Source organism: Alteromonas sp. 4NH20-0104 (assembly GCF_057547795.1).
Map to the genome: position 1 here is coordinate 21,810 of NZ_BAAJLP010000011.1, position 19,695 is coordinate 41,504.

The window sequence follows — 19,695 nt, forward strand, 5'->3', positions numbered from 1 at the left end:
AAACATAGCTCTATATCGTTCGCGCGGTTAGTCGCGAGCCAATACAGATTACTGAAGTTTCAGACTTTGTTTATAAAAGGCCATCGCCGATTCGCGGTTATTGGCCTTTTCGTTTATCTCAGCCAGTAACAGCAAACCTTCCTGAGTGGGATTAAGCTTCATGGCTTTCTGCAGGGCTTTGTTGGCCAGCATATTGTCGCCGGCGTTGTACGCTACATGGCCAAGCACCAGATATAACTCCTGGTTTTCTTCATTGGCCTTAATCCATTTTTCCAGTGCCTTAATGGCAGGCGCAGGGTTGGGTAACTGTAAGCCTTTCAGCAGTGGCAATAGCTGTGGATGAGGACCGCGTTTCTGCCAGTCCAGCAATACCGTCTGAGCTTCCTGATGCATGCCCTGAGCAAGCAGTTGCTCTGCATAGGCTGCCTGATAGCCAATATCATTACGCTGCTTGCGCGGCAGGTTGTCCCAAAAGGATTTTAAGGCAATCGCACCCTGTTTACTGGCCACTTCCGCCAGGCGACCCTTAGCGATTTGCTTAGACCACTTGGCGTAATCGTCGCCCAGGACTTTCTTATAATTGCCCAGCTCCTCTTCCAGTTTCGCCCACTGGTTACTCTCTGCCAGGGCCTGCACTTTTAATTTTATGGCGGGTGCTGTGGCCTGTTGTTTATCGCTGAGCTGAGCCAGCTCCTTTAAGGCATCGCCTGGCTGACCTTCGGCCAGCGCCATACGCGCCAGGGTAACTCTCGCGGCCAGCGCCGAACTCTCATAATCAGCGGCTTCGTTGAGTTTACGCTCAGCAGTATCCTTACGCCCTCTGGCAACGGCGGCCTGCGCTGAAACCAGATAATTTACCCCTTCAAACTCGCCATTTTCGGCCTGATCCGCGGCTTTAGTAGCGGCCTCCCAGTCACCTTCTGCGAGCGCCTGAATACTGCGATAAAAGGCCTTTTGTGTTTTACGCCGTGAACGATTACCAAACCAGTTGCCAGATCGTCTGGTTAAACTCCAGGTACGGCTGAATACAGTGGAGATGATGATCCAGCCCACCAGGCCAATAAATAGCATAATACCCAGAGCCACCACACTGGTTTCAAGTACCAGGTTGCCCATTTGGATCATCACATAGCCTTTGTCGCCCACCAAAGACGGCGCGGCAATCATTGCGGCCAGACACACCGCCACAATAATTAATAAATAGATAAGCTTCTTCATAGTGCGCTGGCTCCTTCGCCGAACACACGTTTTACCCGGCTGTCGAGTAACGACTCCAGTGCCGCCTGGGAACTGAGTTCAGTAGGAATAGCTTTGCTGATGTCAGTATTTTTTAATTGGCTCAGAGCACTTTGAAAACCTGAAACATCGCTGTTTGACAGGATATAGTCGTCACTGATGATCGCCGTTGCCCGCTCAATGGATGCCTCATACAACGTTTGTTCACTTGCCAGTGCTGCCGCCTGGGCCTGTTGTAGCGCCAGTTTTATTTGCTCACGGGAGAGCCATTCCTGTTGCGCTGTCATCATTGGTTCAACCGGCTCGTCACGGTATTCAATGCGAATAAAGTCATCCACCAGTGAGCGCCACACATTGAGCAGATTTTGCTTCCAGTCGCTGGCCGAGTCGCTGACGGCTTCACTGGTAAATTCATTGGCTTCTTTAGGCGTGATAATGGCCAGCTTATCAACTTGTTTAACCAGTCCGTCGAGGGCTAGCGCTACCGACACTTCTGATACGGGGTTGACCTGTTGAAGGGCCTGTATGTCCTGGGCGATTAAGGCTCTTACCGGCAGAACCGACGGATCAGCTAATGATTTCAAGCGCTGGTCGGCATTGCCCAGCAGCATAATAGCCGTGCGCAAATCCTTCTCGAGCCACATTTTACGGCCCGCCATGCGCACCAGGTAATCGGCTTCGGCTATTAACCAGTCGGTAGGCCTGCGCCCGTCTAATTCCTGTATTTGTGCCAGTGCGCCCTGCAATTGATTCTCCAGTTGCTCCACGGTGGCTTGTTGGGCGGCTTCACCGTCCAGTACGTCCTGGGTGGCGGCTGCCTGCGCACTGAGTTGCTGCTCAAGTGTTGAGGCTTTGCTGGCTATCTGACTGTGTTTCTGGCCAAGCTCATTGTTGAGCTCGCTGCGCAGTGAGTCGAGTTTGGTCTGGGTGACGCTGTGCTGATTAAAGTACCAGTAACCGCCATAGGCCGCACCGCCCAGTAATAGCAGGTTTAGCAAGGTAACTAACCATAACAGGCCGGTTTTGGCTGTTTTGGGGGATGATGAATCTGCAGACTCGGGTTTGGCAGAAGTGCTTTTGGGCGCAGCGGTCTTAGCCGCAGAGGCTTTACTGCTGGCTGCGTCGGGCAACTGCTTGGGTTGCTCTTGGTTTGGTTGCTGCTGATCAGCCATATATCACTCCCAATTCTGCTGAATCCATGTAATGAGCGCTTCGTCGCTGGCTTTGGGGCAAACATCTGCTTGCCGAATACCATATTGATGAAGTTGTTGCGCTATGCGCTCACTGACCGTTAACCATTTTACACCGGTTAGCGGCTGGGTATTAAATTGTTTTATTAGTGCCTGGGCCTGTTCGCTACTGGTGGCAATAATGCCCGCCAGTTGTGTCCAGTTACAGGTCCGGCTAAATACAGGGGGAATTAATGGCACTCGTTCGTAAAGAACCACCTCGTTTAGCCTGGCACCGCGTAGGGTTAATTGTTCCGGGATTGTAGTGCGCCCGCCTTTACCCTTTAATAACAAAATGTGCCTATTGGCGCAATCATTGAGCAAAGGTAAAGCGAGCACCCCTTCTGAATTTTCAGCTGTGGGCACAATGGGGGTTAAACCAGCGTGGGTCAGAATCCCTGCGGTACTCTGACCAACGGCAATCACCGGCTGATTGATAGGGTGAGTGGCCAGATGTTCTGCCAGCGGTATGGCGGCGGCGGTGCTGGTGACCACAACAATGGCATCCGGGTGGGCCGCCAGTAAAGCCTGTAACCGGGGAATGCCTTCAGCGAGTTCAATGGTTCGCTGCAAGGCAATCACGCTCGCTGATAGCCCGGCCCCGGCAAACGCCGAGTCAGTGGTGGCTAATTTTGCGAGCGGCCGGGTAATCAGATACATAGCGGTTACTGATGCAGCGCCTTTAAGATGTCACCGGCGCCCTGCTCCAGCAACGACTCAGCAACTTCTTTCCCCAGTGCCACGGCATTATCGCGGTGGCCTTCGGTACTCGCATATAAAAGGGTTTGACCGTCGGCAGAACCTACCATACCGGTAAGCGACAGCGTGTCATCCGCAAGGGTGGCAAAACTCCCGATAGGTACCTGACAACCGCCCTCAAGGCGTTCATTCATGGCGCGTTCGGCAATCACTCTGGAAGCTGTGTCGGTATCGTTAAGCGCGGCCAATAGCTCAATGAGCTCGGCATCGTCGTTGCGGCATTCAATGCCCACGGCGCCCTGCCCCACTGCGGGTAACGATTGCTCCTTAGGAATAGGCTGGGTAATGCGGTTCTCCATACCCAGACGGATAAGGCCGGCACAGGCCAGAATAATGGCGTCGTAGTCGCCGGCGTCCAGTTTGGCCAGTCGGGTATTAACGTTGCCGCGCAGATCTTTGATGACTAAATCGGGGCGCAAATGCTTTAACTGACACTGGCGGCGTAAGCTACTGGTGCCAACGACAGCGCCGGCCGGCAGTTCGTCAATACTGCCGAAGGTATTCGAGACAAAAGCGTCGAATGGATTTTCCCGCGGGCAGATAGCATGGAGGCCGAATTCAGCCGGAAACTCTACCGGCACATCTTTCATGGAATGCACGGCAATATCGGCGCGCCCTTCCAGCATGGCAATTTCGAGCTCTTTGATAAATAAGCCTTTACCACCAATCTTGGCCAGTGGTGTATCGAGAATACGATCGCCCTGGGTAGACATGGGTACCAGTTCGACAGTGCAGTCAGGGTGATGCTTGAGTAACTGTGCCTGAACATATTCGGCCTGCCACATGGCCAGGGCACTTTTACGGGTGGCTATTCGGATAGTGCGGGAGGACTTCACTGCAATATTCGCCTTTAATGTTTAATTCAATCACTGCGCCGCCCGAAAATCAGCAGCGCTAAAGCGCAAAGTGTAAACGATTTTGCAGGGACAGGCGATGTTATACCGCCGGTATTTGATCTATGCCAAGCGAGCCTGCAACCACTGACTAATGGCGTTAATCTCATCCATATTGACATTGTGCTGCATGCGATAGGTTTGCCAGCTTACGGCATACTGGTTTGCTGTGAGCGTGTCATAGGCGGCTTTGCCCATGGCAACCGGCACTACGTCGTCCATTTCGCCGTGGGCCATGAAGACGGGCGTTTGCTGATTAGCAGGATGAGCCTCTTCAGCCAATAATTCCGGCTGACACATGTAAGTAGATAACCCCATGATACCGCCAAGAGACTGGCTGAAGCGTGGGCCAAGGTGCAGCGCAATCACGCCGCCCTGAGAGAAACCAGCCAGGATGATTTTTTCCGGCGGTACGCCATTCCTGATTTCCGCTTCAATGAGCTGCTCTACCTGCTCGGCGGATTCTCTGACGCCGGTGAGGTCGGCACGCTTGTCGAAGTCCATGGATTTAATATCGTACCAGGCGCGCATGCGCATGCCGCCATTAATGGTCACCGGGCGCTCGGGAGCGTGAGGGAAAACAAAGCGTACGCCCAGGGAATCCGGTAATCTTAACTCCGGGACAATCGGCGCAAAACCATGGCCGGAATCGCCCAGCCCGTGTAACCAGATAACGGTGGCTTTAATCTCAGAGACCGGATTGGTTTCGATATAAGGTAGTGCACTGCTCATTGACCGATAGTTCCTTTTGCTATTGTTATTACAGGTTAAAATTAACACTCACTGACCATAGGTACAATGGTCTTACCGGTATTGATGAATATTGTTGCTGCGGCGTTTATGTCGACGCCGAGTGTGCTACACTTTCGCCCTATAACATCACCCAGAAAAAGAAGCATAGATCACCATTATGACGACACAACTCGGCAATCTGTTTATTTTGGCCGCCCCTTCTGGCGCCGGTAAATCCAGTTTGATAAAAGCGCTGCTGTCTAAAGCGCCGGATGTAAACTTTAATCCGAAGCAAGTTTCCGTGTCGCATACTACCCGGGCACCTCGCCCCGGCGAAGTAGATGGTGAACATTATCACTTCGTTAGCCGTGAACAGTTTGAGGCACTCATTGCCCAGCAGGCGTTTTTTGAATATGCCGAAGTGTTTGGTAATTATTATGGTACCTCGCGAATTACCATTGAGAACACGCTGAGTCAGGGCATCGACGTATTTTTGGATATTGACTGGCAAGGCGCCCGTCAGGTAAAAGCTTTGATGCCGGACACCTGCAGCATTTTTATTCTGCCGCCGTCTACCGAAACGCTGCGCGAAAGGCTGGTTAGCCGTGGGCAGGATGAGCAAAGCGTGATTGATAAGCGCATGGCGGAAGCGGTGTCTGAAATGTCACACTACGACGAGTTTGACTATGTGCTGGTGAATGATGAGTTTTCTGAAACCTTGCAGGAATTAAGTTGTATCGTTGAAGCCCAGCGCTTGCGCACGGCCAAACAAAAAGCCCGCCATCAGCCGCTGATTGAGAGTTTATTAAGCGCTGAGTGATTTATTACTACCCAATTGAGTATGGCTTGTTGTATACTACGCGGCCATTTTTTTAATATTTTTGTTCGAATCGGAGATTTTCATGGCTCGCGTAACAGTCGAAGATGCAGTAGATAAAGTTGGTAACCGTTTTGATCTGGTATTGGTTGCTGCACGCCGTGCCCGCCAAATCGCCACCGAAGGCAAAGATCCTATGGTTGATGTGAGTAACGATAAGCCTACGGTTATCGCTCTGCGCGAAATCGAAAAAGGGTTAGTTACCTCTGAAACCCTTGAGCAAGACGAGCTGCGTGACCAACAGGATCAGGAACACGCTGAGTTTGCTTCAGTAGCAAATATTCTGTCTGATCAGTAAAACGGGTAGCCCTCGGAAGCACAAATTGACAGCGCCAGTGTGTCTTTTATAAGAAACACTGGCGTTTTTCGTTGGAAACCGACGCGTTTCACCGTATTCTTGAAAAACGCTTGAAATTATTGGAAATGCGCTACACACGTGTATCTGTTTGAAGGGTTAAAACAAAAAATTGCCGAATACCTGCCACCGGAACGGGTTCAGCTCGTTCAGGATGCTTTTGTATTGGCACACGAAGCCCATGATGGCCAGATGCGATCCAGTGGTGATCCTTACATCACCCACCCGGTTGCAGTAACCAGCATTCTGGCTGACATGCACCTCGACCATGAAACCCTCATGGCGGCGCTTCTGCACGACGTTATCGAAGACACTCATTACAGTCAGGAAGATCTGGCTGACGCCTTTGGCGACACAGTGGCCGATTTGGTGGAAGGCGTCAGTAAACTCGATAAAATTGCCTTTAGCACTAAGCAGGAAGCCCAGGCCGAGAACTTTCGCAAAATGATGATGGCCATGGTGCAGGATATTCGCGTTATCCTGATCAAGCTGGCCGATCGCACGCACAATATGCGCACGCTGGGCTCATTACGCCCCGATAAACGCCGTCGTATTGCGCTGGAAACCCTCGAAATCTATTCGCCTATTGCCCACCGTCTGGGTATTCACGATATTAAAAACGAACTGGAAGACCTCGGTTTTCAGGCTATGTACCCCATGCGCCATCGCGCGCTTAAATCCGCGGTCAAGCAGGCCCGGGGGAATCGCAAGGAAATTATCGAGAATATCCGCCAGGAACTGGGTACCCGTTTGGAAGGCTATAACATTGAAGCCACGGTGGTGGGTCGCGAAAAGCACCTGTATTCCATTTATCGCAAGATGAAAAACAAAGAAAAGATGTTCAACGAAGTGATGGACATCTATGCGTTTCGCATTGTGGTGAATACAGTGGATGACTGCTATCGCTCCTTAGGCGCAATGCATGGGTTGTATAAGCCCATTGAAACACGCTTTAAGGATTACATCGCGATTCCGCGGACCAACGGTTATCAGTCGTTGCACACGTCTCTAGTGGGGCCTCATGGTATTCCGGTAGAAGTACAGATTCGGACTCAGGCCATGGATCAGATGGCGGATAAAGGCGTAGCCGCCCACTGGATGTACAAAGAGTCCAGTGATGGCACTACTGCTCAGTTGCGCGCACGTAAATGGATGCAGTCGTTACTGGAACTGCAACAAAGCGCCAGTTCGTCTTTTGAATTTATTGAAAGCGTTAAAACCGACCTGTTCCCGGATGAAATCTATGTGTTCACACCGGACGGCCGGATTATTGAATTACCGGCGGGTGCTACAGCGGTGGACTTTGCTTACGCGGTGCACTCCGACATTGGTAACACCTGTGTGGGCGTGCGGGTTGAGCGGCGTAATTACAGTTTGAGTAAGCCGCTGCAAAACGGTCAGACGGTAGAAATTATTACCTCACCCAGAGCCAAGCCGAATGCCAACTGGCTTAACTTTGTGGTGAGTGCCCGGGCGCGCACGCGGATCAGGCAGTATCTGCGCAAACAACGCTCTCAGGAAGCCCTGACCATGGGTAACCGCTTGCTACGTCATGCCCTTGGCGCGGTTAAACTGGACGACATTAGTCAGGAATCGATAGACCGCGTAGTGGCAGAAACCAAGCATGAATCTTTTGAAGATCTGTTGGTGGACATTGGTCTGGGGAATGAGTTAAGCGCCATAGTTGCCCGGCGTCTGCTAGGCGAAAACGAAGACATTCCGGATAAAAAAGGCAACGTGGCTATTCGTGGTACGGAAGGCCTGCTGGTGACTTACGCACGTTGCTGTCACCCCATCCCGGATGACGAAATTGTTTCGGTGCTGAGCCCGGGTAAAGGCATGACCATTCATCAGAATGGGTGCCCGAATATTCGTAAGCTGGCCAAAGAAGAGCCACAACGGGTATTGCAAATGACCTGGGATGAAGAGCCGCAGGGTGAATTTAAAGCATCTCTACGTATTGAGCTGTTTAATCATCAGGGTACACTGGCTACACTGACCAATAATATTGCCTCGTGCGACTCGAATATTATCGGGCTGCAAACCGAGGAAAAAGAAAGCAATATCTACTTTGTAGATCTTGAATTAACCACTTATAACCGGGTACATCTGGCCAACGTAATGCGCAAAATTCGCATCATGCCGGAAGTACAACGGGTGTCGCGACACAGCCAGTCGCGTCACCATTAATTGAGAAGGACTCATCATGGCAAAGTCGATTATTCAAACCGATCAGGCGCCAGCAGCAATTGGTACCTACAGTCAGGCCGTTAAAGCTGGTACCACTGTGTACCTGTCTGGTCAGATCCCATTAGTACCCACCACCATGGAGCTGGTATCTCAGGATTTTGCCGAGCAGGCCACACAGGTGTTCGAAAACATCAAAGCCGTATGTGAAGCCGCTGGCGGTACCACCAATGATCTGGTGAAAGTAAACATTTACTTACTTGACCTTGGTCATTTCGCTACCGTAAACGAAATTATGTCTAAGTACTTTGCCAAGCCTTATCCTGCACGCGCAGCAATTGGCATTAAAGAGTTACCGAAAGGCGCTCAAATTGAAATCGACGGCGTGATGGAACTGCCGGAGTGATACTCATCACTAACCCTTCATAGGTTAGATTAAATCGTGATGAAAGAAAAAGGCCCGCTTGCGGGTCTTTTTGGTTTCTATTGCTTAAACATCTAACGAGAACCTCTATGCGACAAAAGCTTTTCTTTATTCTGCTGTGTTTATTATTGCCACTTGGCGCTTCTGCTAAAGCATTAGCTCCCCAGGCCAACGCGGTGACGCCGCTGCTTAATGGTATGAAAGTCCCTGCCGTGACTTTGCAGTTTCCCGATGGCAGCCCGGTGAGCCTCAATGCGCTTACCATGAGTAAACCCGCCATTATCCTGTTTTATCGCGGCGGCTGGTGCCCCTACTGCAACCGGCAGTTTGGCGAATTACAGACGATAGAAGATCAACTGCTTGATTTAGGTTATCAAATTTTGGCAATTTCGCCGCAAACACCGGCAGCGCTGCAGTCTCAGGAGCTTGAAACCGAAATGAAAGTCCAGCAGTTATCTGATGTGAATCTGGATGCCTTACGTGAATTCGGCGTTGGATTTTACGTTGATGACGCCACAGCAAAGAAATACGACGACTACAATATCGCCCTGACCAAAGATGATACCGGAACACCGGTACTGCCGGCACCAGGCGTGTTTATTGTTAATCAGCAAGGGTTGGTAGAATTTACCTATGTGAACCCGGACTTCAAAGTACGCCCCTCGGCACAACTGATCCTGTCGGTAGCTGAAGTACTTGCCAGCGAACGTTAATCCGCATAGCCAAGATTGTGGCGCTGCATGTAGTCGAGCAGCGCCAGCGACTCATGATCGCCACAGGCTTTAAGCCCCTTACTCACGCCAGCCCTATCTGCCACTTTCTTGTGTTGCCCGAGTTTGCGCACGCCCTGCAAACTGTCTACCGATAGCGTTATACCAACAATTCCCCGGATCAGTTTTTGCTGGTAGTCGATAAGTGACGTATTGAGTGTGTTGCGGTTATAGTCAGGCTCAAACGCTTCCATTAGTTCGTCTAAAGCGGCCGGTAAGTCCTGGTCGTCCATCACACTCACTGTGCCCCTGGCGTGAACCGCAGTATAGTTCCAGGTGGGCACATTCGGCTCGCTGGCATACCACTTAGGCGAGATATAGGCGTGGGGGCCGCTAAATACCGCCAGTGCCGGAGTGTTGTCCAGAGACTGCCAGTGTGGATTGGCCCGGGCCAGGTGACCCACCAGAAGGAGCTCGTCTCCCTGTTGCCGAACCAGCAAGGGCAAATGGGTTGCCTGTAGATCGGGGGTGGTCAGTACAGCAAACGGATGTGCTTTAATGAAGGCTAATTGTGCCTCGGTATCGGTAAAAGAAAAGGCCGACGGAACAAACATAAAGGTTCTCTGACATGAGTAGTAGCCATTGATAATACGTGATCAGCGAATTTCCACAAAGGGCAAAAAGCGCGGTTGGGGTTCAATATCGGTTCTTTCAAATTCGCCAAAGGGGGGCGTAGACAGATCGTCGGGCGGCGCGGCCAGTTGATTTAAATCGACAGCCTGAGCAACGCCGAGGATCCGGCCGTTTTCAATTTTCATCTGATAATAAATACCATTCCAGAAATTGGCGCCAAATTCGCCTTTTTTCTTGTACATAAACAGCAGGTCGTGGGCCAGCCAGCTAAAATTATCAGCACTAACGGTACGTGGCTGCTCATAGGGGTAAGGCAGGTGACACCAGAGCTCAGGGCCTTCAAGGCACTTCATTTCCTTCATCGATAAAAAGTAATCGGTAAAGTGCGTATGATCGATAGTGATTGTGTAACTCACCGTTTTGCCCTTTGGCACAAACGTGACGCTGCCAATGTTCAGTTGCTCGCCTTTATTGCCTTTTAATATAATGCGTTTCTCGCCTGAAAGCGGGTCGTCTGAATGCGCTGAAGCCATCGGTAGGCTCAATCCGGCCAGCGTCAATAGCAGGGTGGCAAGGGGTAACAGGTTCATACGGGCATCCAGAAAGTCGGTCTTTAACTAACTATAGACGCGAGACGTCACGGCGAAAGGGTACTTTAGAACAATTAAGGTAGTAGCCCCAGCCGGAATAAGCGCGTGGGGCGATTGAAGCTCGCAATGCCTAAGCGCTTGATTTAATATGCCTCTAAAAGTAAGGAATCACACTCACATGCGGTCTGAACAGCCTCTTGCCACCATGCCAATTACCCAGCTCAAGGGCGTTGGTGCCAAAGTGGCGGAGAAACTGGCTAAAATTAATCTGGTAACCGTGCAGGATGTGCTTTTCCATCTGCCTGCACGTTATGAAGATCGCACTCGCATTTACCCCATTGGTGATTGCCTGCCTTTCACACATGTCAGTATCCTCGGTGAAGTGAAATCGGCGGATATTCAGTACGGCAAAAAGCGCATGCTGGTGGTAAAACTCTCCGATGGAACCGGCACCATAACGCTGCGATTTTTTCATTTTGGTGCCCTGCAACGCACCATGATGTCACCGGGCAATCAGATCCGGGCTTTCGGTGAAGTGCGCACAGGCAAGTGGGGGCTGGAAATGATGCACCCCGAATTTATGCTGATTGAAGACGATGCTGCGCCCATGGAGGAGACCCTTACGCCGGTTTATCCTACTACCGAGGGGGTGAAGCAGCTTACCTTGCGTAACCTTACTGATCAGGCGCTGGATATCCTCAAAAAAGGCGGCCTGTCAGATTTATTACCCGATGGCATGTATCAGCAGCAAGTCAGCCTGGTGGAAGCACTTACCCTGGTGCACCGGCCACCCCCGGATGTGGTGTTGCAGGAACTGGAAAATGGCGAACATCCGGCCCAGATGCGGCTGATCCTGGAAGAACTGCTGGCGCAGCATCTGAGTGTGTTAAAAGTACGTCAGCAAAGTGATGCACAACCCGGTATTGCGATAAACGTTGACCATGCTCTGGTGAACAAATTACTGGCCGCGCTGCCTTTTAAACCCACCGGCGCCCAGCAGCGGGTAACCACCGATATACAGCAGGATATGGCGCGCAGCCGGCCGATGATGAGGCTGGTGCAGGGCGATGTGGGGTCTGGTAAAACCCTGGTGGCTGCACTGGCGGCGTTGTCGGCTATTGGCGGTGGTTATCAGGTAGCGCTGATGGCTCCCACCGAACTGCTGGCTGAACAGCATGCTAATAACTTCAGGGACTGGCTGGCACCACTGGGCATTGAGGTGGGCTGGCTGGCCGGAAAACTGAAAGGCAAACAACGCACCGAAGTACTGCAACGCCTGGCAAGTGGTGAGGTGCAAATGCTGGTGGGCACCCATGCCATTTTTCAGGAACAGGTAACCTATGATCAGCTGGCGCTGGTGATTGTGGATGAGCAGCACCGTTTTGGCGTACATCAGCGTCTGGCGCTGCGCGAAAAAGGTGAGCAACAGGGGCGTTTTCCCCATCAGTTAATTATGACGGCTACGCCGATTCCGCGCACCCTTGCCATGACAGCCTATGCCGATTTGGACACCTCTGTTATTGATGAACTACCGCCTGGCCGAACACCAGTAAAAACCGTGGCTTTGCCAGACTCGCGCCGCGCTGATGTTATCGAGCGGGTGCGCGAAGCCTGTCAGCACCAGGGGCGCCAGGCATACTGGGTGTGTACGCTTATCGATGAGTCTGAGGTATTACAGTGTCAGGCCGCCGAAGATACCGCCGTTATTTTAAAAACCGCCCTGCCCGACCTGCAGATTGGTCTGGTTCACGGGCGATTAAAGGCTGCCGAGAAGCAGGCTATCATGGGCGCATTTAAGTCGGGCGAGCTTGATTTGCTGGTGGCGACCACGGTTATTGAAGTGGGCGTGGATGTGCCTAATGCCAGCTTAATGATAATTGAAAACCCGGAACGGTTGGGCCTGGCTCAGCTACACCAGTTGCGCGGACGGGTTGGCCGTGGCGCGGTGGAAAGTCACTGTGTATTAATGTATCAAAGCCCCTTATCGAAAACGGCAACCAAACGCCTGGCGGTGCTGCGGGAGTCTAATGACGGTTTCTATATTGCCCAGCAGGACCTTGAAATAAGAGGCCCGGGTGAACTTATGGGCACCCGTCAAACGGGGATTGCAGAACTGAAAATTGCGGATATTGTACGCGATGCGCCACTCATTCCTCAGGTCCAGGAAATCGCTAACCGCCTGTGGGCGGAATATCCGGCCCGCGCCCAGGCCATTATTAATCGTTGGATAGGGCAGAAGGAGCACTATGGTCATGCCTGATTTACCGCGACTACGCCTGTCTGCACAGCAACAGGCTGCGCCCTCTGAAGTTGAACAACAGTTAATTTCGCTGAGCAGTTCGGTGGGTATTGCTACGGTTAGCGAGGCCGATGTCAGCGATGCTCTGGTACTGGAGATCGTTGCTGATACTCTGCAGCTAATGGATTTAACGGTGGCCAACAGCACCGGTGTGAGCGTTGATTTCTTATCCGGCCAGAGTCAGTACCGGCGTCAGCATGGAGGGGGCAGTAAAGAGCCGATTGCCAAAGCGGTGGGTCTTAAAGCCAGTCAGTCAATCACCGTTCTGGATGCCACGCCAGGCCTTGGCCGGGATGCGTTTGTCCTGGCTGCACTGGGTGCTCATGTGATTATGATTGAGCGCTCGCCGGTGGCCTATTTGTTACTAGCGGATGGCTTGCGTCGCCTGGCCCGGCAGGAACCAGAGCTGGCGAAGCAGTTTGTGCTATATCATGCCAACAGTTGCGATTACATGCACCAACTGGCGCCCGCCAGCGTGGACGCGGTGTACCTCGACCCGATGTTCCCCCACCGCAAGAAATCGGCCCTGGTCAAAAAGGAAATGCGTCTGTTCCAGGTGATGCTCGGTGCGGATGAGGATGCTGATTTACTGCTACCAGCAGCGCTGCATGCCGCGGCAAAGCGAGTAGTGGTTAAACGGCCGAATAGTGCCCCGTTATTGGCGGAGAAAAAACCATCGATGGCAATCAGCAGTAAGAAACATCGCTTCGATGTGTATATTAAAAACGTTTGATTCTACGCTCGTAAAAGTTCAATATACTGATTTATATAGCGAAATATTTATATTGGCATTGTAATTTTAGCTGTACAAAGGATGTACATTTAGCCGGTAACAGGTATAGTAAGTATACGATTTGCTTCATCGCGGCAAGGAAGTAACGCTGCGGCACGAAGCGAAATCCACAACTCTCAACCTCGTTATCTGCAAAAACCAAAGGAAGTCTGGAGAATTGCATTGACTGTGACGAATACCAATTCGGTATGTTTTGTCGTTCCCGCTAATTGTAGCGCTATGGCAGGCACTAATTGCTTGTTAAAGCGGTTAGTGGAAACCTGCGGCTATACTACCTCCTGTGTGGAAGGCGTTGAGAGTCTGCCGACGGCTGCCGAACCGGCGCAGCTGATCTTTATTGATATTAAGTTAACAACCAATTTGTGCGAGCTGCTTAGTTGTTGCACGCGCAGTGGTCGTTGGGTCTTCTTTAACGTAACACCGGGCGCTTTAGACGAGCTCACCCTGTTAATGGCCGGCGCCGAAGGGGTGTTTTATGCGACGGATAAACCCGAGCTTTTACTCAAGGGGATCCACCGTCTGAATAAGTTTGACGTGTGGTTTAAGCGAGACACGATAAACCGTGCTTTCCGTCAGTTGCGGGATAAGAACGACCCGGCGGCAGCGATACAAAGTATGCAGGTACAGCAAATGGTACAGCAGGCGGGTTTAACCAAACGGGAAAAGAATATTCTGTTGCTCGTATCCAAAGGCGCACAGAATCAGGAGATTGCTGATACCCTGCATATTAGTGTGAATACCGTAAAAACCCATATCTACAGCATATTCCGCAAAACTAACTCGCGAAATCGCGTGGAACTGGTTGCCTGGTCGAGCAGCGTTTTCAGCTAGTTGCCTTACCGGGTACAGCAGACTTTCCTTACCAGCTAAGCAGCGCCAGGGACGGTTTTCACTGGTGCACAAGTGTCTGGATGCCTGATTTAACCTGCTTCTAGTATAAAGGTACTACTAAAAAAGTGCCTGACGCAGATAACTAATACATTTTTTGTAAATTACTCCTCCTAACTAGCAATCCCTTATGGGTTGTGCCAAAAATGAACGTGGATTGTCGCAGTTCCACAATCGATTCGAAGGAACCTATCACGCTTACCCTGTAAGCGTTTTTTATTGTTGGAAGAATAATTATGAAAACAAAACTTACTGCTTTAACGCTGGCTATGTTGCCTGCGTTGGGCTTTAGTGCTGCTGCAGAAACTGTAAAGTTCAAGGACGATTCTATTATTGTAGTTTATAAAGAATCCGCTACTTCCGCCGACAAGCGCTCGGCACGTGCCCTCGTGGGGGCCAGTATCGCAGACATGAATGCCGACGGGCGAGACGACAAATTCAGTCACCTCCTCAAAGGACGGATTGCTAAATTTCAGCTTAAAGGCATGCCGGTAAAAGAGGCTATTAAGAAACTGAAAGGCAATCCGGCGGTGGCTATCGCTGAGCCTAATTTCATCTGGTCTATTGACGCAACGCCTAACGACGAATTCTATGAGTTGCTGTATGCCATGAATAATACCGGTCAGACCGGTGGTACCCCGGATGCCGACATAGACGCGGCCGAAGCCTGGGATATTTCAACCGGCAGCAGTGATGTTGTGGTTGGTGTTATTGATACAGGTGTACAGTACGACCATCCTGATTTGGTTAACAATATGTGGATGAACCCGGGTGAAATTGCGGGTAACGGTATTGATGACGACGGCAATGGTTACGTGGATGATATCTACGGTATCGATACGGTCAATGGCGATTCAGATCCCTATGACGACCAGGGGCATGGTACGCACGTATCGGGCACTATTGGTGCCGAAGGGAATAACAGCATTGGGGTGGTAGGGGTTAACCACGACGTCTCCATTGTTGGCTGTAAATTCCTCGCCGCCGATGGCTTTGGTTCAACCGAAGGTGCTATTGCCTGTATTGATTATATGGTAGCGCTCAAAGAAGATGGCGTTAACATCAAAGCGCTCAACAACAGTTGGGGCGGTGGTTCGTTCAGTGCTGCACTGGAAGCGTCTATTCAGGCCGCTGCGGATGCTGACATTCTGTTTGTGGCCGCAGCCGGTAACGATGGGGTGAATAACGATAACAGCCCTCACTATCCTTCCAGCTATGAGGTCGATAACGTATTAGCGGTTGCCAGTACAAACCATAACGATGGTGATTCGGGGTATTCCTACGGGCTGGTGTCGGTTGATATGGGGGCTCCGGGCACGGATATCGGCTCAACCTATGTAGACGATAGCTACGTTTACGCTTCTGGTACTTCCATGGCCACACCTCACGTTGCAGGTGCTGCAGCACTGGTTTGGTCGGTTAATCCAACCCTTTCGGCTACCGAAGTAAAAGCCTTACTGATGGAAACCGGTGATGATAACACCTTCCTGACCGGCAGAACCGTATCCGGTAAGCGTCTTAATGTTTATAACGCATTACTTGGCGCCGATCCACAACCTGGCTTTGGTCTTGGGGTGGCAGACTCAACCATGGAAGTAACCGCTGGTGACACCGGGGAATTCGTTTTCTCTATCAGTTCTATAGCGGACTGGTCGGGAGAAGTCACCTTCTCAGTAACCGATCCTCTGGGCGGCGCAAGCTTCTCTTCAACCTCGGCGATGCCGGGTGATGAAGTGACATTATTTACGCCTACCACCGATGAAACGCCATGGGGTGATTACCAGTTTGTGGTCACGGCCGTAAGTGACGAGCTTGAACGCTCGCAAACCGTTACCTTAACCGTATTGCCGGCGGGTCTGATTGATGTTTCCTACTCGAATACCACGCCTGCTTCAATTCCGGATAACGATGCAACAGGTATCACCTCAACCATTTCCATAACAGACCCGTATACCGTGTTTGGTACTGAAGTGAGTGTGGATATTACTCATACCTGGATTGGTGATTTGATTGTTGACCTGACCTCGCCGTCTGGCACCACAGTGAATCTGCATAACCGCTCAGGAAGCAGTGATGATGATATTGTAGCTACCTACTCTGTTGATAGTTTCAATGGCGAAATGATAACGGGCGACTGGGTGTTGTCGATATCTGATAATGCCGGTCAGGATTTAGGTACCCTGAACAGTTGGTCACTGAGCTTCCAGGCCCTGGGTGAAGTGACCAGCGCACCGCCGGTTGCTGGCTTCGAGGTTAGCACTGATGAATTAACCGCAACCTTTACTGACACCAGTACCGACGCAGACGATGATATTGTTAGCTGGGACTGGAGTTTCGGTGACGGCGGTACTTCGTCGTCAATGAGTCCGGTTTATACCTATGCTGCGGAAGGCACCTACAGTGTTTCACTTACGGTAACCGATTCAGAAGGTCAGGCTGACACCTACTCCGATACGGTAACGGTTTCAGAGCCTGCAGACGCCTTCATTGTTGCGGACATTCGTCGCTCAGTATTGCGGCCTAATGGTACGCTGGTGACTTTCTTAACCTGGCGCCCAACACCTGCACCTACCGTGGATATTATTCGCAACGGTGTGGTTGTAGCCACGGTAGCTAATACTGGCAGATACCGCGACGTTGCCCGCAATGTTACGGATACAGAGTTTACCTATCAAATCTGTGATGACCGCGGTTGTTCAGACGAAATGACCGTGAGTTTTTAAGCACGTCAAATAGGCTAATCTAAAATATAAAGCCTCCGTTTAACGGGGGCTTTTTTATTTCACAATTTACAGATACTGTTATAGTTACAAAGTAATTTACCTAAGACAGCTTGCTGTTAATTATATTATTTCTCTGGGAGAACAACATGATTGATGTGGGTAGCACCCTGCCGGAAGTGACGTTTGGATTAATGAAGGACGGCAAAATGACCAGTCCGCATACGAATGAGTTATTTAGCGGTAAACGCGTGGTCGTCTTCGCTGTACCTGGTGCATTTACACCAACCTGCTCGGAAGCACATTTACCGGGTTATGTTGCACTTGCGGATAAAATTAAGGCCAAAGGGGTGGATAGCATTATTTGTTTAAGCGTGAACGACGCTTATGTGATGGATGCCTGGGGCAAGTCTGCTAACGCCGAAGAAATCCTGATGGTGGCCGACGGCAATGCTTTTTTCACTAAAAGCATTGGCCTGGATATGAACACCAGTGACTTTGGTGGTATTCGTTCAGTGCGCTACTCCATGCTGGTGGAAGATGGCGAAGTGGTTAAACTCAACGTCGAAGATCCTGGTCGCTTTGAAGTCAGTGACGCTGAATCGATGTTAAAAAGCTTATAGTCCGGTAGCCAGTGTGCAAGATCGTACGCTGGCCACTCTTGCCGATGCCGGGTAATCCAACGATTACCTGTCCCGCTTAGCATTACTGTTGCACAGGATGTAAAAATGTTCCGTTGTTCACTACAAAAATATGGCCTGATTGTACTGGGCTCATTGGTGGGTTTATTCGCCTGTTCTGCGGCCAATACACCCGGGGAAGTTGAGGTGACCGGCGGCAAGATAAAAGGAACGGTTGCTGAACAATTGGTGATCTACAAGGGCATTCCATTTGCAGCGCCACCGGTTGGCGAACTGCGCTGGCGAGCGCCTCAGCCTGTGACTCCCTGGAAGGGAGTGAAACAAACCACCGATTACGGTAACGACTGTATGCAGTTGCCTTTTCCCAGCGATGCCGCTCCGTTGGGGAAAACACCGGCAGAAGACTGTTTGTACGCGAATGTCTGGGTACCGAAAGATGCCGATGGCACAACACCGGTGCTGGTATGGATCTATGGTGGCGGCTTCGTCAATGGCGGCGCATCGCCGGCGGTGTACGACGGCAGTGAATTCGCCAAAAATGGTGTGATATTGGTAAGTTTTAACTATCGATTGGGGCGGTTCGGCTTTTTTGCCCACCCTGCGCTGACTGCTGAGGCTGAATCGACCGGCGACATGCTGGGCAATTACGCCTACATGGACCAAATTGCTGCACTTAAATGGGTTAACGCCAATATCGCCGCCTTTGGTGGCGATGTGAATAACGTCACGATAATGGGCGAATCAGCCGGCGGCGGCTCTGTGCATGCCATGATGCAGGCAAAGCAGGTCAGAGGATTATTTAACCGGGCGATTATCATGTCGGGCGGCGGCCGTTCATTGTTTGGCGATCGCAAGGTGACTGAACCAACGCCAGGCTCCCTGGCCGGTGAGCAGTATGGTCTTAACTATGCCGAGAAGCACGGCATTACCGGTACCGATGCACAGGCGCTGGCCGCACTGCGAGAGCTTAGTGCCGAAGACATCGTCGACGGCTTTAATCTTGCAGCCTTGTTTAACCCCACACCCACCGATAAGCCTACCTGGGCAGGCGGCCCGATGCAGGACGGTGAAATCATTACCGAAACCACCGGTGACGCGCTACGCCACGGCAATCTGGCAGCGGTGGATGTGATGGTAGGCGCCACCAGTCTGGATATTGGTTTTAATTTCTTTAAAGATAAAGATGGTCTGTTTGCTTCCTTTGGACCTCACGCCGACAAGGCCCGGGAAGTTTACGATCCTACCGGGGAGGCACCGTTTCAGGCGGTGGGTTATGCGGTAGGGCAGGATCGCAGTATGCAGGAACCGGCAAGGTTCGTGGCAGAACAGATCACTGAGATGGGTCAACAGGCATTCTTTTATCGCTTTGGTACCGTTGCTGAAAGTGTTGATAGCCCGGGAGCCCCCCATGCTTCGGATATCCCGTTCTTCTTCAACACGGTAGCGGCGAAATACGGTGAAGCATTAACGGAGCAGGACATTGCGGCCGCTGATACTATTCACCAGTACATTGTGAGTTTTGCCAAAACCGGCCAGCCATCGAGTGAAAGTGGCGTGCAATGGCAGGTGTTTGACCCGGCAAAAAGCAACATGTTGAATATGACCCGCAATGGCACAGTGGAGCACGTTAGTGATCCGTGGAAAGCCAGACTGGATGTGGTTAAAGCGGCGATTGAAAGCAGTAATTAAATCGGCCGAACCATATTAACCACGCTTCTCCTGACCTATA

The 19,695-nt window shown here is 51.2% G+C and carries 18 protein-coding genes; 11 read left to right on the forward strand and 7 right to left on the reverse strand.

Features of this window, described 5'->3' with window-relative positions:
- Nucleotides 1–48: 48 nt before the first annotated feature.
- From AC27IB_RS09695 to AC27IB_RS09715, 5 genes are all read right to left on the reverse strand, one after another.
- On the reverse strand, nt 49–1,218 hold the full coding sequence (locus AC27IB_RS09695) for a heme biosynthesis HemY N-terminal domain-containing protein (RefSeq protein WP_487120570.1): 1,170 nt from the start codon (nt 1,216–1,218) through the stop codon (nt 49–51).
- The gene (locus AC27IB_RS09700) at nt 1,215–2,408 is read right to left on the reverse strand and encodes a uroporphyrinogen-III C-methyltransferase (RefSeq protein WP_296048054.1); all 1,194 of its coding nucleotides are present in this window, start codon (nt 2,406–2,408) and stop codon (nt 1,215–1,217) included. Before AC27IB_RS09700 ends, AC27IB_RS09695 begins: the two co-directional genes overlap by 4 nt.
- A 3-nt stretch (nt 2,409–2,411) precedes the next feature.
- Nucleotides 2,412–3,125 carry a uroporphyrinogen-III synthase gene (locus AC27IB_RS09705; RefSeq protein ID WP_296048051.1) on the reverse strand — a complete coding sequence of 238 codons (714 nt, stop codon included), beginning with the start codon at nt 3,123–3,125 and terminating at the stop codon, nt 2,412–2,414.
- Nucleotides 3,126–3,130: 5 nt separating this feature from the next.
- Nucleotides 3,131–4,060 (reverse strand): hydroxymethylbilane synthase, encoded by a 930-nt coding sequence (gene hemC, locus AC27IB_RS09710; protein WP_487120573.1) that lies wholly within the window; start codon nt 4,058–4,060, stop codon nt 3,131–3,133.
- 120 nt (nt 4,061–4,180) lie between these two features.
- Nucleotides 4,181–4,849, reverse strand: coding sequence for an alpha/beta hydrolase (locus AC27IB_RS09715; RefSeq protein WP_296048049.1), 669 nt, complete (start codon nt 4,847–4,849; stop codon nt 4,181–4,183).
- 178 nt (nt 4,850–5,027) lie between these two features.
- On the opposite strand from AC27IB_RS09715, the gene gmk reads away from it, so the two are divergent.
- From gmk to AC27IB_RS09740, 5 genes are all read left to right on the forward strand, one after another.
- A complete protein-coding gene (gene gmk / locus AC27IB_RS09720) occupies nt 5,028–5,669 on the forward strand; it encodes a guanylate kinase (RefSeq protein ID WP_487120575.1) in 642 nt (213 codons plus the stop codon).
- An 82-nt stretch (nt 5,670–5,751) separates the two neighbouring features.
- Nucleotides 5,752–6,024: a DNA-directed RNA polymerase subunit omega gene (gene rpoZ / locus AC27IB_RS09725; protein ID WP_296048043.1), complete on the forward strand. Its 273-nt coding sequence runs from the start codon at nt 5,752–5,754 to the stop codon at nt 6,022–6,024.
- 138 nt (nt 6,025–6,162) lie between these two features.
- Complete coding sequence (gene spoT / locus AC27IB_RS09730; RefSeq protein WP_487120577.1) at nt 6,163–8,271, forward strand: bifunctional GTP diphosphokinase/guanosine-3',5'-bis pyrophosphate 3'-pyrophosphohydrolase; 2,109 nt, start codon at nt 6,163–6,165, stop codon at nt 8,269–8,271.
- A gap of 16 nt (nt 8,272–8,287) precedes the next feature.
- Nucleotides 8,288–8,674: a RidA family protein gene (locus tag AC27IB_RS09735; protein WP_296048038.1), complete on the forward strand. Its 387-nt coding sequence runs from the start codon at nt 8,288–8,290 to the stop codon at nt 8,672–8,674.
- 107 nt (nt 8,675–8,781) lie between these two features.
- Entirely contained in the window at nt 8,782–9,405 is a 624-nt protein-coding gene (locus AC27IB_RS09740) for a peroxiredoxin-like family protein (protein WP_487120579.1), read from the forward strand.
- On the opposite strand, the gene AC27IB_RS09745 is transcribed toward AC27IB_RS09740, so the two are convergent.
- Both AC27IB_RS09745 and AC27IB_RS09750 read right to left on the reverse strand, forming a co-directional pair.
- Complete coding sequence (locus AC27IB_RS09745; protein WP_487120581.1) at nt 9,402–10,016, reverse strand: FMN-binding negative transcriptional regulator; 615 nt, start codon at nt 10,014–10,016, stop codon at nt 9,402–9,404. The genes AC27IB_RS09740 and AC27IB_RS09745 overlap by 4 nt on opposite strands.
- A 42-nt stretch (nt 10,017–10,058) precedes the next feature.
- Nucleotides 10,059–10,625: a hypothetical protein gene (locus AC27IB_RS09750; RefSeq protein ID WP_296048028.1), complete on the reverse strand. Its 567-nt coding sequence runs from the start codon at nt 10,623–10,625 to the stop codon at nt 10,059–10,061.
- A gap of 178 nt (nt 10,626–10,803) precedes the next feature.
- Here AC27IB_RS09750 and recG point away from each other — a divergent pair, with 178 nt between their 5' ends.
- From recG to AC27IB_RS09780, 6 genes are all read left to right on the forward strand, one after another.
- Nucleotides 10,804–12,885, forward strand: a complete 2,082-nt coding sequence (recG, locus tag AC27IB_RS09755) for an ATP-dependent DNA helicase RecG (RefSeq protein WP_487120584.1) — start codon at nt 10,804–10,806, stop codon at nt 12,883–12,885.
- Nucleotides 12,878–13,657, forward strand: a complete 780-nt coding sequence (locus AC27IB_RS09760; RefSeq protein WP_487120586.1) for a class I SAM-dependent methyltransferase — start codon at nt 12,878–12,880, stop codon at nt 13,655–13,657. Before recG ends, AC27IB_RS09760 begins: the two co-directional genes overlap by 8 nt.
- 297 nt (nt 13,658–13,954) lie before the next feature.
- Nucleotides 13,955–14,548, forward strand: a complete 594-nt coding sequence (locus AC27IB_RS09765) for a response regulator transcription factor (protein ID WP_296048021.1) — start codon at nt 13,955–13,957, stop codon at nt 14,546–14,548.
- 293 nt (nt 14,549–14,841) lie between these two features.
- Nucleotides 14,842–17,328: a S8 family serine peptidase gene (locus AC27IB_RS09770; RefSeq protein WP_296048019.1), complete on the forward strand. Its 2,487-nt coding sequence runs from the start codon at nt 14,842–14,844 to the stop codon at nt 17,326–17,328.
- A gap of 146 nt (nt 17,329–17,474) precedes the next feature.
- Nucleotides 17,475–17,948 carry a peroxiredoxin gene (locus AC27IB_RS09775; protein WP_296048017.1) on the forward strand — a complete coding sequence of 158 codons (474 nt, stop codon included), beginning with the start codon at nt 17,475–17,477 and terminating at the stop codon, nt 17,946–17,948.
- A gap of 105 nt (nt 17,949–18,053) precedes the next feature.
- Nucleotides 18,054–19,655 (forward strand): carboxylesterase/lipase family protein, encoded by a 1,602-nt coding sequence (locus AC27IB_RS09780; protein ID WP_296048014.1) that lies wholly within the window; start codon nt 18,054–18,056, stop codon nt 19,653–19,655.
- The last annotated feature ends 40 nt before the right edge of the window (nt 19,656–19,695 follow it).